Genomic DNA, 23,863 nt, shown 5'->3' with positions numbered 1-23,863 from the left:
CGTTCATCAGAACTGCATCGTCGCGCTGACGACCGCGGTGCGCGTCGGCGACGGCGACACGTAATAACCCCATGCGGTGGTCCAGTAGCGGCGATTCAACAGGTTGTTGATTCCGACGCGCAAAGTCAGGTCCTTGCCCGCGACCCGCGTTTCGTACTTGCCGCTCAGGTCGTAGGTCACGTAGGACGGCACGAATTGCGTGTTCGCCGCATCAACGGCCATGCTGCCCACGTACTTGCCGCCGAACGCCACCGTCAACGGTCGGAAGTACGACGGGTTGTATTCGACGCGGCCCGTCGCCGTGAAGCGCGGCGCGCCGTACACGCGCTTGCCTTCGATGGTGGGATCGTCGACGTCCACGGCCTTCGCATCCAGCCACATCACGCCGCCCAGCAGGCGCCAGTCGTTGGCAAGCTGGACCCAGCCGCTCGCGTCCACGCCGGTGTAGCGTTTCGTGCCGCTTTGCACGTAGATGTTGGCTGAATTCGTGTAGTCGTAGCCCTGGTCGACGCGAAACAGTGCGATGTCGGCGCCCCACTTGCGGCGATCCGTCTTGAAGCCCACTTCGTACTGCTTGCTTTTCAGCGGGCCGAAGGTGGCCGGGTAGTTGAGATTGGTGTTCGATGCCGAACCGCCCTGCTCCAGCGACTCCACGTAGCTTGCATAGAGCGTCGAATACGCGTCCGGCTTGAACATCAGCGCGACGGTGGGCGTGACCGGGTCCGCGCTGTAGCGCGAAGTCACCACGCTGCCCGGATCGTAGACGAACTGGTGGAACTGGGTGTAGCGCAGGCCAAGCAGCGCCGAGATGCGCGAGGTGAACTGCACGGTGTCGCTCGCATAGACCGCCGCCTGGGTGGTGCGCGACTGGCGGTACAGGTCCTCGCCAATATTGACGTCGGCATTGGTCAGCAACGAACTGCCGTAGATGTTGCCGGTGCCGAGCGCAAAGCCGTCGTTCCAGCCTTCGCTGTTGCTGTATTCGCTGGTTTGCGACTGGAAGCCCGCGCCGAGCACCACGTCGTGGCTGATGCTGCCCGTGTTGAATTTGCCCTGCACCATCGCATCGACGTTCTGATAGAAATAACGCGTCAGCGCGGCGTACAGCGTATTCGAGTAGTTGCCCGCGTTGTCGCTCACGAACAGCAGACTGTCGGAGTTGGTGCGGTTCTCTTTCGCGAAGCGGTACTTCAGGCTGGCATGCCAGTTGTCCGAGAGACGATAGTCGAGACCGGTGCCAACCGAAGCCATCTCCGTCTGGTAGTAGTTTTGCGGCTGCGTGAGATCGTGCGTGACCGCGCTCGCGTCGGGAATGCCCACACCCGGGCCGAACATCAGGCCGAACAGCGTGCCGTTGGTTTTACGCTTCTGATAGAACGCGTCGGCACTCCAGGTCAGATCCGGGGTGATGCGGAAGTCGAACGCAAGCGAGGCCACCTGGCGGCGCACATGGCCGTTGGTTTCGGCGGTATTGCCATCTTCGTTCACCAGATTCAGCCGGTAACCAAAGCGGTTGTCGATGCCGAAGCGCCCGCCCAGGTCCACCTTCTCGCTGAACACGCCGGCCGTCTCGTAACCGATCGAGATGCTGCGATAGGGCTCGTCCGTGGGCCGCTTCAGCACGTAGTTGACGATGCCGCCCGGCGAGCCGAAGCCATACATGAAGCCAGACAGGCCCTTGAGCAACTCGACCTGCTCGAACGGTTCGAGCGACAGGTCCGTGTCCCACGACGGGAAGCTCTGGCCGTCGACCTTGATGCCGTTCAGCGTGTCGATCGGCAGGCCGCGCACCGTGAACATCGAGTTTTCGCTGATCCGGTTGTCGCTGCTGACCGACACCGCCGGGTCGTACTTGTAGAGGTCGTTGGCGGTCGCCGCCATCAGGTCCTGCGCCTCCTCGCTCGTCACGACGTGCGTGGAAAACGGCGTGTCGATCTGCTTGCGCGAACCCAGCGCACCGGCGCTGACCGTATCGACCTGTGCCGTCGTGATATCGCGCGAGGCGGTCACGCTCAAGGCCGGCAACGTGACGGTGTCGCCCGCTACTTCCTGAGCCCTGCCGGGCGTCGACAGCGTCGACAGGGTCAATCCGGCGCTGGCCAGCAGGGCTGCACTGAGGAGCGACGGAGTACGGCGGGTGCTGCGAGAGAAGCTCGGACGAAGGACGGTAGTCGGGTTCTGCATTTTGTTTGAATTGCGCGCAGACGTGCGTGTACAGCCAGAGACGTCAATGACGCACTGGATGAACGCGCTCGAAGCGGGTGGTTTATTAAGTGGAAAATTAACTACAGGCTGCAGATGATAATGCGATTGATTCTCATCTGCAACAAGATTCTTGCGAATGGCTTTCCGTTGCTACGGGCGTTGTTTTGCTGCGGCGGGGTCTTTCGCCTTGAATTTCTCCGCTCGGGCCCGGCCGGTTCACGGAGTGCGGCGCAAATGAAAAACGCGGCGCCGAAGTGCCGCGTTTGGAGTCCTGCTACGACTGGACTTGTCTTGCGGATAGTGGTGTGCGGCTCGTTACGCCCGGGCTCGCGTCCGGCTCGCGTCCGGGTCACCTCCGTTTGGTGCCCGTGTGACACGCCCACTCGCGCCCCGCCCAATCCAGCACGTCTTATAAATTCTCGCGGATCATGGCGAACACGTCGGCGGATTGCCCCTGCAGCATGGCCTTCGCTGAATACAGGACCATCCCGTATGCCGAGCCCCACTCGATCTTCGGCGGCATCACGAGCGTCATCGTATCCACCTTGACGTTCAGCAGCGCGGGGCCGGGCTCGTTCAGCCATGCGACGACCGCGTCTTCGAGTTCGTCGGCTTTCGCCACCGTGCGTCCCCACAGTCCGATCGCCTCGGCGACCTTGCCGAAGTCCGGATTTTGCAGGTTCGTATAGAGCGGCAGCATGCCTTCGGACTTCTGCTCGATGTCGATGAAGCCAAGCTTGCCGTTGTCGAACACCACCACCTTGATGGGCAGTTTCTCCTGCACGACCGTCATCAGTTCACCGAACAGCATGGCGAGCCCACCGTCGCCGGACATCGAAATCACCTGGCGTCCCGGCTGGCACTTTTGCAGACCCATCGACATCGGCAGGGCTGCCGCCATCGTGCCGTGCAGCAGACTCGAAAACACCCGGCGTTTTCCGTTCGTGTCGATATGCCGGTAAAGCCAGACAGTGGGCGTACCGTCGTCGGCGCAGAAAAGCGCATCGCTTGCGGCGTGCCGGTTGATCAGCTCGGTCAGATAGATTGGCGGAATCGTGCCGCGGTTCGACGCCACGGCCTTGGACCGATGCGTTTCCACAGCGCGGGCATGCCGCTCGACGAGCGTGTCGCGGAACCCGGTTGACGTGCGCGGTTTGAGGCGCGGCAACAATGCCTCCATGGTGGACTTGATGTCGCCGACCAGTCCTAGCGTAACCGGATGCCGGCGGCCGAGATGATCGGGTGCCATGTCGATCTGAACGATTTTGGCCTTCTCCGGATAGAACTGCCGCCACGCGAAGTCGGCGCCGAGCAGCAGCAAGGTCTCGCATTCGGATACCGCCAGATAGCCGGCCTCGCCGCCGATGATGCCCGTCATGCCGACGTTGTACGGGTTGTCGTGTTCGAGCGCGTCTTTTGCGCGGGAGGTGTGCGCAATCGGCGCCTTGAGCCGCTCGGCGACCGCGAGGATTTCAGCGTGAGCGCCACGGCATCCCGAGCCGCCATAGATCGCGATCTTCTCTCCCGCATTGAGGATCTCAGCTACACGATCGAGATCAGCGTCACTCGGCCGGACCACAGGCACATTCGTGTGGACCGAGTACGGCACGTTGTCGCTCGCATCCGCATGGGCGATGTCGACCGGAACGATCAGCACCGCCACGCCGCCTTTGGCAATGGCGGTCTGACAGGCAATCACGGTTTTGCGCCGGGCCTGTTCCGGCGTAATGATCATGTCGCAAAACACGCTGCACGAACCGTAGATCGCCTTGAAGTCGACTTCCTGCGGGAAGTTGAAGCCAAGTTCCTCGCTCGCCACCTGGGTTGCGATCAGAACCACCGGCGCCCGATTGCGGTTGGCATCCACGAGGCCGTTGATGAAGTGCAGGCTGCCCGGGCCGCAGCTTCCCGCCACGGCCGTCAGGTTGCCGGTCAGCAGCGCTTCGGCTTCGGCAGCGAACGCGCCCGCCTCCTCATGGCGCACATGGACCCACTCGATGTCGCTCTCGTTGATGTGATGAGCGATCAGATTCAGCGTGTCGCCCACGATCCCGTAGCAATGCTTGACGCCCGCCGAGGCGAGCGTGTCCACAATGATTTCGGCAACTTTTTTGCTCATGTCGGCTCTCCTGAAGATGCCCGATACAAGATATGATCCGCCGCCGTTGTGAATCGCAGGCCCGCAGTTCGTCACTGCCGGTCGCGCTGCTTTCACTGGCGGGACGATCGACCCATCTTGCCTGGACTCCGGATCAGCCGATATCACCCTGAGGGGGGATCGGCGCCCTCGCGGCTCCCCCGCGGCTCTCCCGTCTCTCATGCGTGAAAATGCGTGTGTCAGCCGCTTGAAAGAGCCAGCAGACGGCGGCCGATCCGAGCGTCGCGCCGCAAGGAATCCGACAGCCGCTGAAGCGTCGCAATGAACAGACGCTGTTGAACCTGCGCCTCGCCGGGGTCGCCACAAGCCTCGTGAATCGCTGCCGCGGTGCGGTGAAGACGCCAGTCCGCCAGCGGCGTTTCGAATCCTGACGCGGCCGCGAAGCCGGCACCGATCCGTTCCAATGCCAGAACCTTTGCGCCGCTTCCCAGCGCCTCGCGTGCCGCGACTTCCCAGGCGAGCGCCTGCCACGTGCGGTCTTCGGTGGCGAGCGCGAGTGTCAGGAAAGCCTCTGCGCGTGATCGCGCGCCACGATGATCGCCTGCCAGCAGCGCGGCCTCGGCACTGCCCCGTTCGATGGCGAGGCGCCAGTACCAGTCGAACATGATAGGTGTGGCGTCAATCTGCCGTTGCGCCTCGGCAAACAGCGCAGCGGCGCGTGCACTGTCCTCCAGTCCTATATACGCGAGGCCCGCGAGCACGAGACACGACCGATGTTGCACGGGCAGCAGTGCGCCGTGGCCGGTTTCGCTCGCCTGAGCGGCCGGGTGCGAGGCCGGGACGAAGCGTTCGTACATGTCGATCACCGCCTCGTACTCCAGCGTGTGCAACAGTAACCAGCCCCGATAGACCTCGAGTGTGCGCGCCGCAAAATAGTCGCCATTTTCGCGGAATGAAGCCATACCCTCGTCGAACGACTCCATCGACCGGCCCAGCTCGCCCAGGAAAAGCTGAGCCCAGGGCGTACCGAGACGGAGCATCCACGTCGCCCTTGCGAGGTCGAAGCCCGGATGTGCCACCGCATGCTCGAAGAGGATCTGGTAATTCGCCCGCACGGTTCCGAGCGCTTCGCGGTAGCGGCTGGAAATGATGCACAGCATGCTGTATTCCAGATTCGCCCGGGCGATCAGCAAGGGATCGCCCGTTTCGCGCAGTGCGCGCAACGCGCTCTCGCACTCGGTCAGATCGGCATGCGACCAGCCGTCGGTCCAGATACGGCGTACGTAGGCACTCACGCGAACCAGCGCACTGACGCGCAGGTCGGGATGCGAGGCACTGAGCGTGAGCGCGGCGTCGAGCACCTCGATGCAACGTTGCCTGTCGCTCCAGCTGAAGACGTAGGCGAGGCCGAGCATGGCGCGTAATTGCGCATCGAGCCGGGCAAGCGTGCGGGCCTGCTGCTCCAGTTCGATCCAGGCGGCCTCGGCGCGCGGGTCATGTGCCGCCGCATAAAGCGACGCGCGCGCCTCGGCAAACTCAAAACTTTTGAGCGGACGCAAATCGGCCGGCAGCTTTGCGGTGAGCGAAGCCGCAAAGTCGAGAATCGCGTGCGCCTCGCGATACGCAAAACGCAGCTTCGCGGTTTGCAGCGCAATGCGCAGATAGTCGATTGCCTTGAGCCAGTCCCTCGCGTCAGCGAAATGTTGCCCGAGCTCGTAGGCCACCTCCGCTCTCTGGTCACGAGGATAGATCGCTTCGAGCCGCTGCGCGATTTGCCGATGCAAACGTGAGCGCCGCGTCAGCCCCTGACGTCCATAGAATGCGTGGCGTACCAGCGCATGGTCGAAGCAGAACAGCGCCGCCGCTGCGCCGTCGGGTAAGCGTTTCACTCCGCAGCGCTGAATGAAGCGCTGGGTGCGTGCCAGCGTTTCGCACAGATCGTCGAACTGTTCCGTCGATAACCCCGCTGCTTCGGCCACCGTCGCGGATGAAAACGCGAGCCCTGCCACGCTGGCGGCTTCGAGCAGATTGCGCTCGTCGGCGGCGAGGCGCCGGATTCTACCTTCGAGCGTCCGCGTGATCGTGGGCGGCGCGGCCGCGCCGAGCATCGCCAGCGGCGCGAGCGGCCGCCAGCCTGTCGCCGTCTTGCGCAACAGGTTGCGCTCCATGAGATCGGCGAGGGTCGCCTGCATAAACAACGGATTACCGCCGCAACGTTGCGCGATCAGATAAGACAGTTCTTCCCCGGCAGGGTCGACATGATCGCGGTCGGTCAGCCATGCCACCACCGCGTCGCGAGGCAAGGGGCCAAGCGTCAGATCGCGGCATAGGGCTCTCAACGACAGCTCGTGATGCAGCTGCTCGATGGGGTGTTGCGCGAGCGCGGCCTCGTCCGGACGGTAGGTGGCGACCACCATCAGGCGCAGCGCGCCTTGCTCGCGTGCCAGTGCCGCCAGCAGATCGACGCTCGAGAAGTCGGCCCAATGAAGATCTTCGAAGATCAGAAGCAGCGCCTGCGACCGCGTCAGAAAGCTTAGTAAGCCGCGGATCTCTCGCAACATCCGTTCGCGCGACGCGCCCAGAATCTGCCGATGCAACGACTCGCGCACCTGGCTCGCCACCTGACCCGGAAGCTGCCAGGCCCACGTGGGCGCGAGCCTCACCAGTGCCTGCACGACTTCGCTGCCGCCGCTTGCCTGGCACAGTTGCCCGAGCGCCTGCAGAACCGGATAAAACGGTTCCGTGCCGCCATAGCCCTCGACACATTGCCCTTGCGCGATCCGCACCTCGTCATGCTCGAATCGTTCGGCGGCGACGAACTGTCTGAGCAAGGCGGTCTTGCCGATGCCGGGCTCGCCAGCCAGCATCACCAGCTGGGGGTTGCCGGCGCGGGCCTGCTCCATTGCGGCACGCAGTTGCTGGAGTTCGCCGCGGCGCCCCGCAAAGCGGCCGAAGCGCTCCTCGCTTGCGGCGCCCACGGATTCCGCGGCGGGCGCCTTGACCGGCGCGACGAAACGATAGCCGCGCCCGCGCAAGGTTTCGATGTAGCGAGGACGCTGGGCGCTATCGCCAAGCCGTGCCCGGATCATCTGAATGTGGCTCTTCACGACTTCGGGCTGCACGTGCACATTGGGCCACACCGCTTCGAGCAGCGCGTCGTGGGTAATCAGTGCGCCGCGATTCTCGATCAGAAACCGCAAGACACCGAAGGTCTTGCGCGTCAGCTCGATCCGCTCGGGCGTCGCGTCGGAATCGAGCCGCCACAGACATTCGTTCACCGTATCCAGACGAAAGCCTTCGAAACTGAGTGAAGAAAACGTACTCGACGGGGCCTTCATATCCACTTTGCTCCTCATGCCTCTATCAGGCTCAAATGGATTGCGGGGTGACATGCGTGAGCACTGCGGTGCGGTATGGCGCGGCAGGCGTCCACAGCGGCCGTCAGGGTAAGACGGCCAAAATCCCCGAGGGTGAATCTTTGGTGTCGATCGGCTCATGCAATGGTCCAGTCCGCGTGACCGACACGCGCAGTATAGAATCGCGGCAACCAGGTCGTGTTGCTGTTCGGTCGGAGAACCTACGTGATCGATTTCCCCCCGTTTCGGCTGGATCGAGCCAACCGCTGCGTCTGGCAATGCGCGCCTGACGGCACGAGCCGCAAACTCACGTTGGCGCCGCGCGCCTACGACATGTTGCAATACCTGGTCGAGCACCCAGGCCGGCTCATTACCCACGACGAATTCCTCGATGCCCTGTGGCAGAACGTGCATGTTCAGCCCGAAGTGCTGAAGGCCCACATGCTGACCATCCGCGCGGCGCTCGGCGACGATGCGGGACATCCAAGCTTTATCGAAACCCAGCGTGGCCGCGGCTATCGCTTCATTGCGCCGCTCTCGGGCGGTTCCGGCAACGGCGCGCGCGAGGCGGACAAGGTCGGTCACGGCGGATTCGTCGGCCGCACGGCGCAACTGAACCGCCTGAAGACGCTGTTCGACGAAGCACGCCATGGCGCATCGCGGATCGTGTTCGTGGCGGGCGAACCGGGCATCGGCAAAACCACGCTCGTCAACCGGTTCCTCGCGTCGCTCGATGGCGACGTCACTGTGTTGACCTCGCTTGGGCGCTGCATCGAAGGCTACGGCGGCATCGAACCGTACTACCCGGTGCTCGACGCGTTGACGCAGCTGACGCGCGGCGAAGCGGGCCCGCTGATCATGCGCACGCTGGTGTCGATCGCGCCGACCTGGGCGCTGCAGATGCTCGGCTCGGTCCCGCAGCAATACCGCGCCGAGCTGCAGCATCAGGTGATCGGCGCGGCAAGCGGGCGCATGTTGCGCGAGATCTGCGAATTCCTCGACGCGCTGTCGCTGCAGCGTCCGCTCGCGCTGGTGTTCGAAGACCTGCACTGGTCAGATTATTCGACCGTCGACATGCTGTCGGCGCTGGCGCGCCACCGCAGCGGCGCTCGCCTGATGGTGATCGCGACGTACCGGCCGGAAGACGCCGAACTCGCGCAACATCCGTTATGCCGGTTGAATCGCGATCTGGGACTGCAGAAGCTGTGTCACGACATCGTGCTGGAACCGTTGAGCGAAGGCGCGATTGCCGAATATCTGACGGGCGGCCCGCGCGCTGTGCGGCCCGACACTGCGAACGGCTTCGCCCAGCTGGTGCGCGAACGCTCCGGCGGCAACCCTCTGTTCATGGTCGCGACGCTCGATCACCTGGTCGAGCGAGGCATCGCGCAATCCACGCCCGAAGGCTGGAAGCTCCATCTGTCGCCCTCGGAAGTGCGGCTGGAAGTGCCGCTCACGTTGAACCAGGTCATCGAGCATCGCATCCAGCGGCTCACCGACGACCAGCAACGCGCGCTCGAAGGCGCGAGCGTCGCCGGCCTCGCGTTTAGCGCGACCACCGCGGCGCCGGCCGCCGGCCTGAGCCAGGAGCATTTCGAGGATATCTGCGAGGCGCTTTGCCGTCAGGAAAGCTTCATCCGGCGCGAGCCGTGGTCGACGCTCGATGACAGTCTGGCCGCCTGCACCTACGCATTCCGCCACACGATGTACCGGCAGACCCTCTACGAGCGGCAAGGTCAGCTGCGCACCACCCGCTCGCATCTGCAGGTGGCGCAGGCGCTCGAGGCATTGTTCGCGCCGGACGAGCGCGCTGCGCTCGCCGCAGAACTCGCGCAGCACTTCGCCGCCGCGAAGCGTTGGGAAGCCGCGCTCGGCTATCTGCGCATTGCAATCCAGACGGCGAAAAAGCGTCTCGCCTACAACGACGCGCTCGCGGTTCTCGACCGCGCGCTGATGCTCGCGGCCAACCTGCCTGCGCAAGCGCGCGCCGCGGCGGAAACGGAATTTCTGGAGGGCCGCGCTTCGATCTTCGCGGCGGCCCACGATTCGCGCGCGCGGGAAACCTGCGAACAGCTCGCCGAGCGTGCCGCGCAGCACGGCCTGATCGACATCCAGAGCCGTGCCTTGCTGAGTCTCGCGTATGCCTATAGCTGGCGTGACCAGGCGCGCTGCAGCCAGATCATCGAAGAAGCGCTCGCGCTGAGCGCCCGGCAAACCAGTCCGCAGCAGCAGGCCCGCACCCGCATCAGTTGCTACGTATGGCGGATGTGGGTCCGCGGCTGGTGCGCGGCAGACATCGCGCGCTGCGAGGCCGCGCTCGTCCCCCTGCGCGCCGGTGAGGATCCCTATACGACCGCCTGGTCCTTGTGCGAATACGCCATGGTCTGCCTCGTGTCGTCGCACTACCAGAAAGCCCAGGACACCATCCTCGCGAACTACCGTTTCCTCGTCGAGAACGACGCCAACCGTCCCGAGTTCAACATGGCGCGCGCAACCTGGATGGTGCATCTGGGTGTGCCGTGGACGCTGCTCTATCTCGGCGAATTCGGCCGCGCCCAGCGCGAGTTCGACAAGGCCATCGCGATGTTCGCGCACAACGGCAACCCCTACGGCGCCGATACGCTCACGCTGTATCGCTGCTGGGTGCAGTTCCACGCAATGGATTTCGACGCGATGCTGCAATCCTGCACGCAGGTGCTGGCCGGTAAGTCGCCCGAACCGGGCAGCGGCAAATCGATCCTGCCGGCCGAATACCGGCTATGCCTGCTGCTGACGGGGCTCGCACAGCTCGGCCGCGGCGATACGCACGCCGCGCACGAAGCCCTCACACAGGTCATGCAGCGGATGGACACGCAGCCGGTGATCTTCGACTGGTACTGGCGACTGCCGCTCGAATGGGGACTCGCGGGCGTCGCCCTTGCGCAGCGCGATCTCGACGCGGCCCTCGTCCATGCCGACCGGCTCGTCGAACTGACGTCCCGTATCGAAGAGCGCACATGGCAGGGCTTCGCGTGGGACATGCGCGCGCGGGTCGCCTGCGCACAGCGTGATGCGAACCACGCGCTGCGCTGCGTGCAGCATGCGCTCGACGCGACGCGTGATTACCGGACACCGCTCGCCGACTGGCACATCCAGCGCACCGCTGCGCGTGCCTGCGAACTGGCCGGCGACACGCAAGCGGCCCACCGCCACGCAACGCTCAGCCAGAACTTGAAAGACGCCCTCGCCGCGACGCTGCCGAGCGGCCATCGTCTGCGCGAGACGCTCGAAGCGCGCTAGGAGCGTGCCGCGCCAGTCACAGGCCCGGCTCGGCATGGCCCCATCCGGAGAGCCGCACGAGACCGAGACGGCTTGCCAGTGTCACCGCTTCGAGCCGGTTCTTGACCGACAGCTTCGCGTACAGATGCTTGGCGTGCGACTTCACGGTCTCGGGCGCGATACACAGCCGCACCGCGATCTGCTTGTTGGTGAGGCCGCGCCCCATCAGCGCGATGATCGCGCGTTCACGCTCGGTGAGGCCCAGGGCGGCGACGCTTCGCGCGGTATCCGGCGCCGTATCACGCCCCGCCTGCATGCCGGGGACACCACGCCTGCGTCGCGACATCAATGCGCCCGCGTAGGGAAGCAGTTCGCGGACCTCGCCGGCGGGCACGATCGACCCGCGCACGATCCCGTCGATCAGCATCGCCACACGCTCGTTGCAGTCGACCAGGGTCTGCTGCAGTCCCACCGCAGCCGCCTGCCTGAGCAGCGTGACCAGCGCCTCGATCGCTTCATCGCGCCGACCGGCGACCAGCAGCGCTTCGACCAGCAACAGCGCGATCGACGCCGCGCCGTATAAATCGCGGCGCAGAACGGTATCGCAATGGAGCTGCCGCAGCGCCGCGAGATCGAGCGCGGTATGGGGCTGCGTGAAGCCTGCGGCATGCGGCTGCGCGGATCCTGAAGCATGCGACTGCGCGAGTGCCAGGCGCGCCCGCGCGAGCACGTGGTAGCGCGCGATCTCGAAGCGCGCGCTGCTGCTTGCCGCGCCGCATTGCCCGTCCAGCGCGCCGAGCCGTTGTGCGCAGAGCGCCGCCTGGTCGAGGCGAGCCGCGGCCACATGGATCTCGACCTGCTGCGCGAGGCTGGCGGCGCGCAGCCGCGGCCAGTGGCGCTTCGTGCCCAGCGCGTCCGCCTCGGCCAGCAGCAGGAGCGCCTGCCCCGGCTGCCGCCGGTTCGCCGCGATGCGGGCGAGCAGTCCATAACTGCGCAGCGCGCCTTCGATCGCGCCGCCCTGCCGGATCCCCGGCAGCCGTGCCGCGACCAGTGCCTCGCTCTCGTCGACGCGGCCCTCCTCGTACAGCACCTGCGCCATCACACAGGCGGGCAGCGCATCGAGCGCCGCCGGACCGAGGCCGCTGCGCCGTGCGAGCTCAAGCGCGTCGTCGGCCAGCACGCGCGCGGCATGGAAATGCATCTGGGCGAATTCGCTCGCGGCATCGAGCGCCAGGTCGTACATCGCCGTGATCGCGCGCAGCCGGCCCGACTGCGCGCCCGGCTCGCCTGGTCCGAGGCGTTCCACCGCGTAGAAACTCTCGGGGTCTCCGAGGCGCCAGTACACGCAGCGGCACACCATCAGCGCGACGTGCGCGGCAGGTGACGCCGCGCCAAGCCGTAGAGCGGAAAGCGCGGCGGCCAGTGCCGCCCCCGCGTCGTCCTGCAGCAACAACGCCGCGGCCCGCACAGCCGCAATCTCGCAACGCACGGACAGTGCGACCGGAATCGGAGCCGGGGACGACAACGGACCGACCTGCGCTTCGATCTGCTGCGCAATCAGGAGCGCTTCGGCGGCCCGCAAGCGGATCAGCATCTGCCACGCGCGCGCAAGATAGAGATGGATGCGCCCAACCTTCACCACCGGCCGCGCCCGTTCGACGCGCTCCAATGACAGCACTTCGTCGACCTCCACCGACGCGGGCGGGATGACATGAAGCCCGCGCGTCGCGAGGGCCTCGGACCGCGCCCGTGGTGGTGCCGCGCAGGGTTGACGCTCCCCAGCTTCCTGATCCGTTTCGAAGACAAACGCCTCGTTCATTCGACGCTCCGTTGGACACCGTTCGTCGCAACCGCCTGACGAACGCGCTGCCATCCAGACTAGACATGACCGTCCGGAAAAGCGTGATGATTCGGTTCTTTTTTGGTAAAGGATGGGTTGTTAGCCGGTCTTGGCCGGCGTCGACCCCGGTGTTGTTCCTATCGAAACCGAAACGAAAGCGACCAATACCGGGAGTTGTAATCCATCCGGCGGTCAACCGGGCGACACGCGTTCGACCTCGCAGGCCAGCATCATCGCGGCTGCGTTGACGGGACGCGGCCGCCCCGGTCGCGGACGATAGATTGCGTCGCCGGCGGCAATCGGCGCATCCGACAACGCGCAGCGACCGCGCCGCTTCGCGATATCCGCCTTCCACACCTGATCGCCGTAGCGGCAGGCGGTCGCGTCGCACCAGCACACGACCACGAGCCCCGCCGACACGCGCTCGACCACCCGCACCACGCGTTCGCGCCACGCGTCGCCCGGCGCGCGGCGCGCCGGCGCTGCTGCACGGCACAGCGCGAGGCGGCTGGCGGCCCACTCGCACGAACCGCCGTCGAGCAGGCGCAGCGCCGCGCGCCAGCATTCGTCATCCGCCCGGTCGGTTTGCATGATCAGGCTCCGGTCTCGCTGCGGCGCGCCGCGTTCGGTCCAACCGGCTCCCCGGGCCGCCCCGCGCCGCGCATGCGGGCCCGCCAGCTGTTAGGCGGCTCGCCGACCATGCGCCCGAACACGGTCGTGAAATGCGCGTGCGAACCAAAGCCGCAACTGAGCGCGACGTCGAGCACGCTCAGCGCCGACGAGTGCAGCAGTGTCTGGGCATGCTCGATCCTGCGCCGCAGCAGGTACGCATAGGGCGAATAACCGGTTGTCGAGCGGAACTGCGCGGCGAAATGCATGCGGGTGAGGCCCGTGCTGGCGGCGAGCTCGGCAAGGCCGATCGGCTGCGCGAGATTCGCTTCGATGAAATCGAGCGCGCGCCGCAGACGCCACTTCGGCAGCGAAGCCGCGCGCCGCAGCTCCTGCGGCGTGTTCCCGGCGGCAAAAGCCGCCGCGTCGTTGCTGGCTGCAGCATTCGATGTCTGCGTGATCATGAGCGCCTCCGGTCTATGCGAGATGATGGCCATCGACACCCGTGATGCGTCCGTCATGCAAGCCGGACCTTCCCAAGGCGGATAGCGACAGCGCTTATCTTGCGCAGTCCGGCGGCGCGGCGACATCCCCTCGTCGGGTGAGCGCGACGGCAGCAGCGTGCCTCGCCGGCGCGCACTCAGGTAGCGCGACGCCGCTTGATGGCACCCGTGAGCTGGCGTTTCGCGATCGACGAGCGCAGTGCCGAATAGGCCGGCGCGACCATCGGGTAGTCCGCGGGCAGCCCCCACTTCGCGCGGTATTCGTCGGGGGTCATCGCGAAGTGGCGCTGCAGGTAGCGCTTGAGCGACTTCAGCTTGTGTCCGTCTTCGAGACAGACGAGGTACTCGTCGTGTACCGATTCGTCGATCGGCACCGCGGCCCGCTGCTGCAAGGCCGGCGTCGAGCTCGTGCGCAATGCGGCCAGCGCGGCGTAGGTGCTCGAGATGAGCGTCGGCAGCTCGGATGCCGGCACCGGATTGCGCGACACGAAGCCGGTCACGATTGCCGCCGTGAGCGCGATCAGGTCGATGTCCTCCATCACGACCGGCCTCGCCGGCTTAACAGTTGCCGGCACCAGCGCGGCCTGTTCTGGCGTGAAGAGCAGATTTCCGGAACATCGCGCTTCGTCATGACTCGGCTCCCAGCCAGGCGGCTCACCGGCCGCGTCGGGATCGGCAGGCGTGGCGCGTCATCCCCCGAACGGGGGTCGCCGCGCTCACACGGACGACCGGCAGCAGCGCCGCACCCGGCGCATGGCCCACTATTGCGCCTTCGTGTCGGCCAGATGCCCCGGCAGATCGTCGCTGCGATAGCCGCCTCCGAGCACCCTTGTCAGCACGATGCCCGCCTCGATCTCGTCGCCGGTCAGTTGCACGAGCCCGAGGCGCCCTTCGATTACCGGCGCCCTCGCCTGCATCGCCGTGAGCCGGTCGCCGAGGCCGGTCTGGTAGCTCGCCTCGGCACTGTCGCTCGCGAAGCGCAACGCGTCGATCCGGTCGCGCTGCAACTGCGCGCGATGGTCGAGGTCATCGATCTGGCTACCGCTTTGCGCGACCTCGCGCACCGCGGCGAGCACCGCCTGGTCGTACTGCTCGATCAGCGTGTTGCTGGCGGTACGCGCGCCGTGCAGGTTCGCGTTCAGCCGGCCGCCGTCGAAAATCGGCAGGGTCAGGCCGGGGATGAAGTTGATCTGCTGGCTCGAATGCATGAACAGATCGCGCATGCGCAGCGCGTTGAAACCGAAGAACGCGGTGATATCGAAGCTCGGATAGAAGGCCGCCTTCGCCGCATCGATGCGCTCGAACGACGCCTGCACGAGCCAGCGCATCGCCTGCAGGTCCGGGCGGCGCGCGAGCAGCTCGTACGAGAGCGTCGCCGGCAGCGCGTCGGCCGGCGCCGGCAACGGCTCCGGCGCAAGCGCTGGCAGTTCGTCCGGTCCGACGCCCGCGAGCGAGCGCAACGCCTCGCGCGCGTGGACGATCTGCTCCTCGCTTGCGGCGATCTGCTGATCGATCGCGAGCAACTGCGCGCGCGCGTCGGCGCTCTGCGTCAGTGCTTCGAGGCCGCGTGCGTGCCGCGCCGTGCGCGTATCGAGCTCGAATGCGCGCACCTCGCGAAGCTGCCGCAACAGCTCAAGATTCGCGTAGGTGATCTGGATGCTGTAGTAGAGCTGCGCGACGCCGGCCGACAGTTCGAGCTCCGCCTGCGCCGCCTCGGCGCGCCGCGCGTTCTGCTCGCCGATGGCGGCGCGCACGAGATCGCGTTGCTTGCCCCAGACGTCGATGTCGTAGTGAGCAGCGAGGCCCACGAGGCCGGTCCAGTACCACGGCCCAAACGCTCCGATCGCCGGGTCGTGAGACGCATACGCGCTGAGAAAACCGTGGCCTGAGACCCGCTCGCGATCGGCCTCGGCCAGTGCCGACATCTGCAGGCCGGAGCCCGCGCGGATCAGTTCGACCTGCGCGCTCGCCTGCGAGACATGTTCGCGCGCAATCGCGAGCGTCGGCGCATGGGTGAGCGCCAGTTCGACGAGCATGTCGAGCTGCGGATCGTGATACTGCTCCCACCAGCGCGCCGACGGCCAGCCTTCGCTGGCGAGGTGGATGTCGTCGGCGAGACGGATCTGTTGCGGCGCGATCATCGCGGCGGGCGGACTGTCGTGATGGATGATCGCGCACGAGACCAGCAACGGTAGCGCGCCGGCCGCGAGCCAACGGTCCAGCCGGGCAGCCGGTCGGGGGATCGATAAGCACGTCAGACAGCGGCGCAGAAGGTAGACGAAGCGCATCATCACCGCTCACCCCACACTCGCGAATGCGCCGGACGCGGGGCCGCCCACCGACCAGCCCGGCAAGCCGGCAAGCGCCGCATCGATCCGCCGCGCGTGCCGGTCCAGCCTTGCTTCTCCAGCCACATGCGCGGCCTCGGCCGGCGCCACGCGCAGTCGCGGCGAGCCGAGCGGCGCCGGCGGCGTCGCGGCCGGCGGTTCGGCGGCGAGCTGTAACGCATAGTGCTCCAGTGCATCCGCGAACTCCGACTGAAACTGCGCAGCGCGCTCCATCGACGCGCCGCTTGACGCGTCGGTCATCGCCTCGTCGTGAAAGGCTTCGAGCGCGACGAGCATCGTGCGGCTCTGCGCGAGCACCGTCTGCGACAGCAGCGTGATGCGCGCCGTCTCGCCCTCGCGCCAGTCGGGTTCGAGCGCGACGCGCGCCAGCACCGTCTCGCAGTCCGCCAGCAAGGCCCACGTTGCGACCACCGCCGACGCATCCGTCGCCTGCGGGCCGCTCGCCATCGCCTTCGCATCGACGCGCGCCAGCGCCGCGATCTTGCGCAGGACCGCCGCCAGTTGTGCGCGCAACGCATCCGCTTCGCCTTCCGGCCACAGCGACATCTGGATGAAGGTTGCCACGCCGACGCCTAGCAGGATGCCGACGATGCGGTCACGAATTTCGGTGAGATCGGACGGCGGCGAGAACGATTCGAGCAAGGCCAGCGCAAACGTAAACATGATCTGGATCCCGGCATAGCTGATGCGCTCGGAGCCCGCCGACACCCAGGCGCCGAGCGCGATCACCGGCAGGCTCATCAGCAGCAGCCCTGTCACGCTCTCCAGGTGCGGAATCACGAACGCGACCATGCACAGCGCCAGCGCGCTGCCGACCAGCGCGCCGCTGATCCGCAGCAGGCCATGGCGGCTCGACGCGCCAAGGCTCGGCAGCGCGACCACCAGACAGGTCAGCATGATCGTGTGGATGCCCGGCCAGCTCACCGCGTTGTAGAACACGTAGCAGATCAGCATCGACAGCAGCGTGCGCAACGAGAAGCGAGCATAGCGCGGATGGGTGAAGAGATCCGCTTCAAGCAGCGCAGAGACCGGCGCTGGTTGCGCTGGCTTCGCCGCTTGTGCCCCTTGTGCCCCTTGTGCCCCTTGTGCCGCTTGTGCCGCTTGTGCCGCTTGTGCCGCTTGTGCCGTTGCGGCGCTGGCGGCCGCATCGCCCGGTGGCGTCGCTGCGGGGCCCCGCGTGGCCTCGGCGAGTGCGTCGAGCGAGCGCTGGATCGCAGCGAGCGCCGGTATCGACGTCGCTGCCGGCGCTTCTTGCGATGCACGCCAGTGTGGCCATTGCGCGTCGTCGCCGATCGCGTGGCCGAGCGACACCAGTTCGTCCTGCACCGCGCGGATCGCATCGATCTGCCCGGCACCGCGCGCGACGACCTGCCCGGGCAGCACCGCCGCAGCCTCGACGATGCGCGATACCGCGGTCACGCAGGCCAGCCGCGCCGTCACGTCCTCCTTGCTGAAGCGCTGACGCATGGTCGAGAAGCGCAACAGCTTCTGCAACGCCAGTGCGCCGCGCTGGACATCGAGCGCGCCGATCCGCATGACCGGCGCCTGCGCGTCGAGCACAGCGGCGAGCCGCGCATGGGCCATGGCGAGCTGCCGTTGCATGGCGGCGCGCAACTGCCGCTCCGGTTCGGCCGGCAAAAACAGCGTATTGATGATCAGCGACAGGGCAACCGCGTAGTTGACCGCCGACCACACCCACAGCAGGCTACGTACCAGCGCTTCCGTGTTGTCGGTCAGATCGCCGAAGCTCTGCGCGTAAATCACGATCAGCGAGACGAGAAAGAAAACCAGCCCGAATTTCGTCACCGCCCGCATCAGATATGTGCTGCAAAAAAAGATCGCGCTGGCGATGACGATCCGCAGCAGCGGGTAGCCGAACGCCAGCTGGTAGAGCGCGACCGTGCAGGCGATCGCGCAGGTCGTGCCGATCACGAGATTCAGTGCGATCACTCGGGTCAATACGATGTTCGCCTGGGTGACGAAGAACACCACGATCAGCGACAGCGCCAGCTCGGGGACCTGCAAGGTCATCGACGCGACGATCACGATCGCGCTGCCGAGCACGCAACGCAGCGTCACGTTGCCGCGCCCCGGAAATGCGGCGAGTTCGTAGCGCAGGAAGGCCGCGAGTTCCGTCAGCGGCCGCGGCCATGCGAGACGCCGCCCGACCCCGTCGAGGCCGCTCATGAGGGCGCTCCGTCGGACCTCGCGCGCCTCGCGCTATTGTCGCGCCGGCCGGGCTGCAGCACGGCGACGGCGGACGTGCCGATGCGGAACAGTTGCGGGTCCGGATGATCAACCCGGATCTTCACCGGAAAACGCTGCGCGACGTGCACCCAGTTGATGCTGCGCTGAATGTTCGGCAGACCGTTCGCGGTGCCGCCGCCGTCCTGAGGTTCGACGCCGAAGCCGATCGAGTCGACCGACCCGCTGAAACGGAGACGGGTATTGCTCATCAGATACACGGTCGCGTGCGTGCCGGGCCGGATGTTGCCGAGCTCGTTCTCGCGGAAATTGGCCACCACGTACCAGTGCCGCGTATCGATCAGCGTGAAGACCGGTTTTTGCGCGGACACGAATTGCCCGACCGAGGTGCGCAGCTCGACGACGCTGCCGTCGAACGGCGCGCGCACCGTCGCATATTCGAGGTTGAGACGCGCCGTCGCGATTTCGGCCTGCAGCACGGCGCGCTGCGCGACCAGCGCGGCGACGCTGCTGACCGCCGCCTGGGCCTCGCGCGCCTGCGCTTGCGCGGCCGCGAGTTCGGCGAGCGCCGAGCGTTGCGCGGTGCGGGCGCGCTCCAGTTCGTCGGCGGAGATGTAACCCTTCGCGATCAACGGCTCCATGCGCGCGAGTGTGTCCCCCGCCTGCTTCGCGGCGGCCTGTGCGCGCACCACCGCCGATCTGGCAGCGTCGGAACTGAATCCTTGCGCATTGACGGTGCGCTGCGTCAGCGGAATCTGCGCATCGAGTTGCGCGAGCGACGCCTGTGCACGCTCCAATGCGAACTGATACGGACGCGGATCGATCTCGAACAGCAGATCGCCCTGTTTCACCGCCTGGTTGTCGCGCACCGCGAGCGTCACGATCTTGCCGCTGACTTCGGGCGACACGCCGATCGTGTCGGCATAGGCATACGCGTCATCGGTGCGCGGCACGGTATCCACGCGCCAGATCACGGCAAATACGGCGAGCGCGGCCAGCACGATCAGCAATATGGCGGGCCAGGTTCGCGGACGCTGCTTGGCTGCGTCGGTGCTGTGGGCAGCGGTCATGGTCGAACGGTCTGCTAAAGATAAAAGAGTTGAGAGGGCTTACAGGTTGAAGACCGTTACCCAGAGCGCGATCGAAAACAGCACCGTCAACGCCGGGTAGACGATCGCGGGCGGCGCGAGCCATCCGCTACGGCCATTCTTCGTCAGCAGCACGTGCACGCACGCGACCAGCACCGTGCCCCCCCCGACGCAGAACAGCCAGTCCGGAAAATACGCGCCCAGCACGCCGACCGAAGGCGCGTCGCTGCACGCCGCGAGCGGCGCGCACGACATCAGCATCGCCCACGCATGGCGCGCGGGGCGCCCTCGCGCAGGGTGCCCACGCGCACGGCGCCAACGCGCACGGCGCAAACTACTCGACATTGCCGTCTCCCCCTGATGGCCGTGATGAAGCATTCCGTTTCAGCGCGTCAGGTTGACTTTCGCGAGATCGATCAGCTCGCCGCCGCGGCCGTCCATCACCGCCTTCATCATGAAGAGGCCGAAATGCCAGGCTTCACCGACGGTGGTCATCGGCGGCATGATCAGTTCCTGGCGTGCGCTGACGACGTCGGCGTGCGCGGCACGGTGTATCCCTTCAGCATCCAGTTCTCCCGGTGACGAGGCCTGCGGGCACGTGAGACGGCGGCCTCGGGTTGACTGCGACCATGGTGTCGTGGCTCGCCCGGGTTTGCTTTAGGATTCGCACGGTGACGTATCGAATTTGCACGCATCGGTGCCTTGGTGCACCAGTGCACCGGTGTATTGGGCAAGCGCCGGCACCCACCCTCGTTCATGCTAGAAGCGGTAGCCAATGCCCACAAAGGTGATCCACGGATTCGCCGTGATGTGCGTTTTGCTGGACAGCACCGTCTGACCGTTGGCAGCCACGGCACTGACGGTCGCATCCGTCTTCAGAGGCAGGTAGGTCGCCGACGCAGTCACGTACCAGTTCTTGCTGAAGTTGTAAGAGGCACCCACATCGAACGCGGGGTTCCATGAAGAACTGAGCGAGGTCCTGACCTGTCCGCCCGGCCCCGCAGCCTGCTGGAGCGCGCCGCCGAAGGTCGGATTGAGTTCGGTATGCGAGAACCACGTGTAGTTCACGCCGAGTCCGACAAACGGGCGCAGCTTCGCTTGCGCGTCGCCGAAGAAATACTTGACGAAAAGAATGGGTGGCCACGAGCGGGTCGTGGCGAGCGGCTGCAGATCTCCCAGCCCGAGCGAGGGTCCGCCGGCCCCGAATGGTTTGACCGTGCCCTGCGCATAGAGCTTCAGCTTGGGTGGTACGCCCGTTGCCAGGTCCAGCGCAAGGTGGTCAGTCACAAAGTAGGCGGTTGAAAGCTCGAACGTGAACGTGTTGTGGATCTGACCACCCGTTCCCGCCGACGTGAACGTGCCCGCAGCCGAGCTGCTTTGCAGCGATGTCGAGGAAGACCCGCCAAAGTCGAGCCAGGTGCCACCCACGCTGGTGATGACACTGCCCGCGCTCTGCGCCATCGCACTGGAACCTATCGCGCACGGTATGAGTGCAAGGCATGCAAGTCTTCTCATCGTCTCCTACCCATTTATTTCGCATTACATATCACTGCTTTCACATCGCCGCTTTTTCTTGTGTCGCCGCTCAGAACTGCTCGACCGGCAGGTTCGCTCCGCCCGATGCACCGCTGCGAATGGTTTCCAGAAGCGCATTTGCCTTGGGCAAGATCTTGTCGGCGTAGAACTGCGCAGTAGCGAGCTTGGTGCGATGGAAATCCGGATCTTCATTCGCTGCGCCGTTTCTCGAGGCAGCCAGCGCGGCGCGGCCCATCTGCCACCCGCCGCATACGTAACCGGTGAGCATCAGATAGTCGACCGAACTGGCAAGCGCTGCGTCGGGCCGGGTCGCGAAGGCGTTCAGCATCCAGGCGGTGGCATCGTCGAGCGCATCTACACCGGCCGCGAGCGCCGTGCCGATCGCCACGACTTGCGAATCCGTGCCGTGCGTGAGCTCCAGTACGGCCTCACGCATTTGCGCAATCAGTGCGGCCATCGCCGCGCCCTGATCCGAGGCGAGCTTGCGGCCCGCGAGGTCGGCAGCCTGGATGCCCGTCGTGCCTTCGTAGATCGGTGCGATGCGCGCATCGCGCAGGAACTGGCATGCGCCCGTCTCTTCGATGTAGCCCATGCCGCCATGCACCTGCAAACCCATCGACGCAATCTCGACGCCCAACTCCGTGCACCACGCCTTCAACACGGGAATCAGAAGATCGACCCGCGCCTGGTGGCGGGCGCGCGCCGCGGAGTCCGGGTCACGGTGAGCGCGGTCCATGTCCGCGGCCATCACGTAGGCGAAAGCCCGCATCGCTTCGATCTGGGATTTCATCGTCATCAACATGCGCCGCACATCCGGGTGATGGATGATGGCAACCGCACCGCCCGACTTGCTGGCCACCGGGCGCCCCTGGACGCGTTCCTTCGCGTATTCGCGGGCCTGCTGATAAGCGCGCTCCGCCATCGCGAGTCCCTGAATGCCGACCTTCTGGCGCGCTTCGTTCATCATCGTGAACATATGCGCGAGACCTTTGTTCTCCTGGCCCACCAGATAACCGATCGCTCCGCCCTGGTCGCCGAAGCTCATCACGCAGGTCGGGCTCGCGTGAATGCCGAGCTTGTGTTCGAGCGAGACGCAGTGCACGTCGTTGCGTTGTCCGGGGGAACCATCGGGGTTCAGCAGGAACTTGGGCACGACAAAGAGCGAAATGCCGCGCACGCCCTCGGGTGCATCCGGCGTGCGGGCGAGGACCAGATGAATGACGTTGCCCGTCATATCGTGATCGCCCCACGTGATGAAAATCTTCTGCCCATAAAGGCGATAGTGGTCGCCTTCGGGAACCGCTTTGGTGCGCACGGCGGCGAGATCCGAACCCGCTTGCGGCTCGGTCAGGTTCATGGTGCCGGTCCACTCGCCGCTGATGAGATTGGGCAAATAGCGCCCTTTGAGCTCTTCGGAGCCGTGCTGCCTGAGCGCCTCGGTGGCGCCCGCCGTCAACAGAGGACACAGAGCGAACGCCATGTTCGACGAATTCCACATCTCGACCGTCGCCGCATGCAGCAGTTCAGGCAACCCCTGGCCGCCGAATTCCGGGTCGCCGGACAGACCGCTCCAGCCGCCTGCGACGAACTGCCGGTACGCCGCCGCAAAACCGTCCGCGGCCACCACGCCGTCCCTGGTCAGGCGTGCGCCTTGTGCGTCACCGGATTTGTTGAGCGGCGCCAGCACTTCGGTCGCGAGTTTCGCCGCTTCATCGAGGACGGCCTCGGCAAGTTCGGGGCTCATCTCGTCGAAGCCCGGCAAGGAAGCGAACTCGCCGAGTCCGGCCAGTTCCGTCATCACAAAGCGCATGTCGCGCAGCGGTGCAATATAGGTGCTCATCGTGGTCTCCGGAATCAGTTCTGTTGCAGTTTGTCCAGTTCGGCGGACAGCTCAGGCAATACCTTGAAGAGATCGCCAACGATCCAATAGTCGGCAACCTGAAAGATCGGCGCTTCCTCGTCCTTGTTGATCGCGACGATCACCTTGGAGTCCTTCATACCGGCCAGATGCTGGATCGCGCCGGAGATGCCGACCGCGATATAGAGTTGCGGCGCAATGACCTTGCCGGTCTGGCCCACCTGATAGTCGTTCGGTGCGAAGCCGGCATCCACCGCGGCGCGCGAGGCGCCGACCGCCGCGCCCAGCTTGCCGGCAATGTCTTCCAGCAGGGCGAAGTTTTCGCCGGCGCCCATGCCGCGGCCGCCCGAGATCACGCGCTGCGCCGATGTCAGCTCGGGACGCTCGGAGCGGGTCAGTTGCTGGCTCACGAACCGTGAGCCCGGCACCTCGACGCCTGGCGCAAGCGCCTCGAGCGGCGCCGCGCCACCTTCGGCGCCAGCCGCCGCAAAGGCCGTCGTGCGGACTGTGATGACCTTGATGCGATCCGCGCTGCGCACGGTAGCCAGCACGTTGCCCGCGTAGATGGGGCGCACGAAGATATCGGCGGACTCGACGGCCACGATGTCGGAAATCTGCGCGACGTCGAGCAGCGCCGCCACACGCGGCAGCGCGTTTTTCGCGGTGGTCGTGGCGGCCGCCAGCACGTGGCTGTAATCGGGTGCGAGCGTCGCGATCAGCGCAGCCAGGTTCTCGGCGAGCGGATGCGCATAGTGCGGCGCATCGGCGACCCGCACGCGGGTGACGCCTGTGACGCGCGCGGCCTGTTCGGCCACGCTCGCGCATTGCGAGCCGGCGACGAGAACATGAATGTCTTCGCCAAGAAGCGCAGCGGCGCTGACGGTGTTCAAGGTCGCAGACTTGAGCGTCTGATTGTCGTGTTCTGCAATAACGAGTATGGACATGGTTTCCTCTTCCGG

At 65.9% G+C, this 23,863-nt stretch carries 15 protein-coding genes; 1 reads left to right on the top strand and 14 read right to left on the bottom strand.

The features are described from left to right. Nucleotides 1-6: 6 nt before the first annotated feature. From VGH41_RS16595 to VGH41_RS16585, 3 genes are all read right to left on the bottom strand, one after another. On the bottom strand, nt 7-2,184 hold the full coding sequence (locus VGH41_RS16595) for a TonB-dependent siderophore receptor (RefSeq protein WP_331598580.1): 2,178 nt from the start codon (nt 2,182-2,184) through the stop codon (nt 7-9). A gap of 430 nt (nt 2,185-2,614) precedes the next feature. Beyond that, the gene (locus tag VGH41_RS16590) at nt 2,615-4,324 is read right to left on the bottom strand and encodes a thiamine pyrophosphate-dependent enzyme (RefSeq protein ID WP_331598579.1); all 1,710 of its coding nucleotides are present in this window, start codon (nt 4,322-4,324) and stop codon (nt 2,615-2,617) included. A gap of 218 nt (nt 4,325-4,542) precedes the next feature. Then, complete coding sequence (locus tag VGH41_RS16585; protein ID WP_331598578.1) at nt 4,543-7,641, bottom strand: ATP-binding protein; 3,099 nt, start codon at nt 7,639-7,641, stop codon at nt 4,543-4,545. Between the two features lie 243 nt (nt 7,642-7,884). Here VGH41_RS16585 and VGH41_RS16580 point away from each other — a divergent pair, with 243 nt between their 5' ends. Next, entirely contained in the window at nt 7,885-10,938 is a 3,054-nt protein-coding gene (locus VGH41_RS16580; RefSeq protein ID WP_331598577.1) for an ATP-binding protein, read from the top strand. Between the two features lie 16 nt (nt 10,939-10,954). Here the strand turns inward: VGH41_RS16580 and VGH41_RS16575 are convergent, their stop codons facing one another. The 11 genes from VGH41_RS16575 to VGH41_RS16525 form a co-directional block, all read right to left on the bottom strand. After that, complete coding sequence (locus VGH41_RS16575; protein ID WP_331598576.1) at nt 10,955-12,736, bottom strand: LuxR C-terminal-related transcriptional regulator; 1,782 nt, start codon at nt 12,734-12,736, stop codon at nt 10,955-10,957. Between the two features lie 213 nt (nt 12,737-12,949). Further along, nucleotides 12,950-13,348 (bottom strand): DUF3331 domain-containing protein, encoded by a 399-nt coding sequence (locus tag VGH41_RS16570; RefSeq protein ID WP_331598575.1) that lies wholly within the window; start codon nt 13,346-13,348, stop codon nt 12,950-12,952. Nucleotides 13,349-13,350: 2 nt separating this feature from the next. Continuing rightward, nucleotides 13,351-13,830, bottom strand: coding sequence for a helix-turn-helix domain-containing protein (locus VGH41_RS16565; RefSeq protein ID WP_414696672.1), 480 nt, complete (start codon nt 13,828-13,830; stop codon nt 13,351-13,353). A 176-nt stretch (nt 13,831-14,006) separates the two neighbouring features. Then, nucleotides 14,007-14,444: a MucR family transcriptional regulator gene (locus tag VGH41_RS16560; protein ID WP_331598574.1), complete on the bottom strand. Its 438-nt coding sequence runs from the start codon at nt 14,442-14,444 to the stop codon at nt 14,007-14,009. A 186-nt stretch (nt 14,445-14,630) separates the two neighbouring features. Then, nucleotides 14,631-16,160, bottom strand: a complete 1,530-nt coding sequence (locus VGH41_RS16555) for an MdtP family multidrug efflux transporter outer membrane subunit (RefSeq protein WP_331598573.1) — start codon at nt 16,158-16,160, stop codon at nt 14,631-14,633. Between the two features lie 6 nt (nt 16,161-16,166). Then, entirely contained in the window at nt 16,167-18,404 is a 2,238-nt protein-coding gene (locus VGH41_RS16550) for an FUSC family protein (RefSeq protein ID WP_331598572.1), read from the bottom strand. Next, nucleotides 18,401-19,492 (bottom strand): multidrug transporter subunit MdtN, encoded by a 1,092-nt coding sequence (gene mdtN / locus VGH41_RS16545; protein ID WP_331598571.1) that lies wholly within the window; start codon nt 19,490-19,492, stop codon nt 18,401-18,403. The genes VGH41_RS16550 and mdtN overlap by 4 nt, the downstream gene beginning before the upstream one ends. Nucleotides 19,493-19,531: 39 nt before the next feature. Next, nucleotides 19,532-19,771: a YtcA family lipoprotein gene (locus tag VGH41_RS16540; RefSeq protein WP_331598570.1), complete on the bottom strand. Its 240-nt coding sequence runs from the start codon at nt 19,769-19,771 to the stop codon at nt 19,532-19,534. A 498-nt stretch (nt 19,772-20,269) separates the two neighbouring features. Next, entirely contained in the window at nt 20,270-20,971 is a 702-nt protein-coding gene (locus VGH41_RS16535) for an OmpW/AlkL family protein (RefSeq protein ID WP_331598569.1), read from the bottom strand. Nucleotides 20,972-21,095: 124 nt separating this feature from the next. Continuing rightward, nucleotides 21,096-22,886, bottom strand: coding sequence for an acyl-CoA dehydrogenase C-terminal domain-containing protein (locus tag VGH41_RS16530; RefSeq protein WP_331598568.1), 1,791 nt, complete (start codon nt 22,884-22,886; stop codon nt 21,096-21,098). A gap of 14 nt (nt 22,887-22,900) precedes the next feature. Continuing rightward, nucleotides 22,901-23,848: an electron transfer flavoprotein subunit alpha/FixB family protein gene (locus VGH41_RS16525; protein ID WP_331598567.1), complete on the bottom strand. Its 948-nt coding sequence runs from the start codon at nt 23,846-23,848 to the stop codon at nt 22,901-22,903. Between the last annotated feature and the right edge of the window lie 15 nt (nt 23,849-23,863).

The sequence above is a fragment of the Paraburkholderia sp. genome (genome assembly GCF_036488795.1).
GTDB lineage: Bacteria > Pseudomonadota > Gammaproteobacteria > Burkholderiales > Burkholderiaceae > Paraburkholderia.
This window is presented reverse-complemented; position numbering and strand designations above follow the sequence as displayed.

What these genes read in the sequence shown, in the direction of transcription:
- VGH41_RS16595 (WP_331598580.1), bottom strand. Translation starts at nt 2,184, where the DNA reads ATGCAGAACCCGACTACCGTCCTTCGTCCGAGCTTCTCTCGCAGCACC.
- VGH41_RS16590 (WP_331598579.1), bottom strand. Translation starts at nt 4,324, where the DNA reads ATGAGCAAAAAAGTTGCCGAAATCATTGTGGACACGCTCGCCTCGGCG.
- VGH41_RS16585 (WP_331598578.1), bottom strand. Translation starts at nt 7,641, where the DNA reads ATGAAGGCCCCGTCGAGTACGTTTTCTTCACTCAGTTTCGAAGGCTTT.
- VGH41_RS16575 (WP_331598576.1), bottom strand. Translation starts at nt 12,736, where the DNA reads ATGAACGAGGCGTTTGTCTTCGAAACGGATCAGGAAGCTGGGGAGCGT.
- VGH41_RS16570 (WP_331598575.1), bottom strand. Translation starts at nt 13,348, where the DNA reads ATGCAAACCGACCGGGCGGATGACGAATGCTGGCGCGCGGCGCTGCGC.
- VGH41_RS16565 (WP_414696672.1), bottom strand. Translation starts at nt 13,830, where the DNA reads ATGATCACGCAGACATCGAATGCTGCAGCCAGCAACGACGCGGCGGCT.
- VGH41_RS16555 (WP_331598573.1), bottom strand. Translation starts at nt 16,160, where the DNA reads ATGATGCGCTTCGTCTACCTTCTGCGCCGCTGTCTGACGTGCTTATCG.
- VGH41_RS16550 (WP_331598572.1), bottom strand. Translation starts at nt 18,404, where the DNA reads ATGAGCGGCCTCGACGGGGTCGGGCGGCGTCTCGCATGGCCGCGGCCG.
- mdtN (WP_331598571.1), bottom strand. Translation starts at nt 19,492, where the DNA reads ATGACCGCTGCCCACAGCACCGACGCAGCCAAGCAGCGTCCGCGAACC.
- VGH41_RS16540 (WP_331598570.1), bottom strand. Translation starts at nt 19,771, where the DNA reads ATGCTGATGTCGTGCGCGCCGCTCGCGGCGTGCAGCGACGCGCCTTCG.
- VGH41_RS16535 (WP_331598569.1), bottom strand. Translation starts at nt 20,971, where the DNA reads ATGGCGCAGAGCGCGGGCAGTGTCATCACCAGCGTGGGTGGCACCTGG.
- VGH41_RS16530 (WP_331598568.1), bottom strand. Translation starts at nt 22,886, where the DNA reads ATGAGCACCTATATTGCACCGCTGCGCGACATGCGCTTTGTGATGACG.
- VGH41_RS16525 (WP_331598567.1), bottom strand. Translation starts at nt 23,848, where the DNA reads ATGTCCATACTCGTTATTGCAGAACACGACAATCAGACGCTCAAGTCT.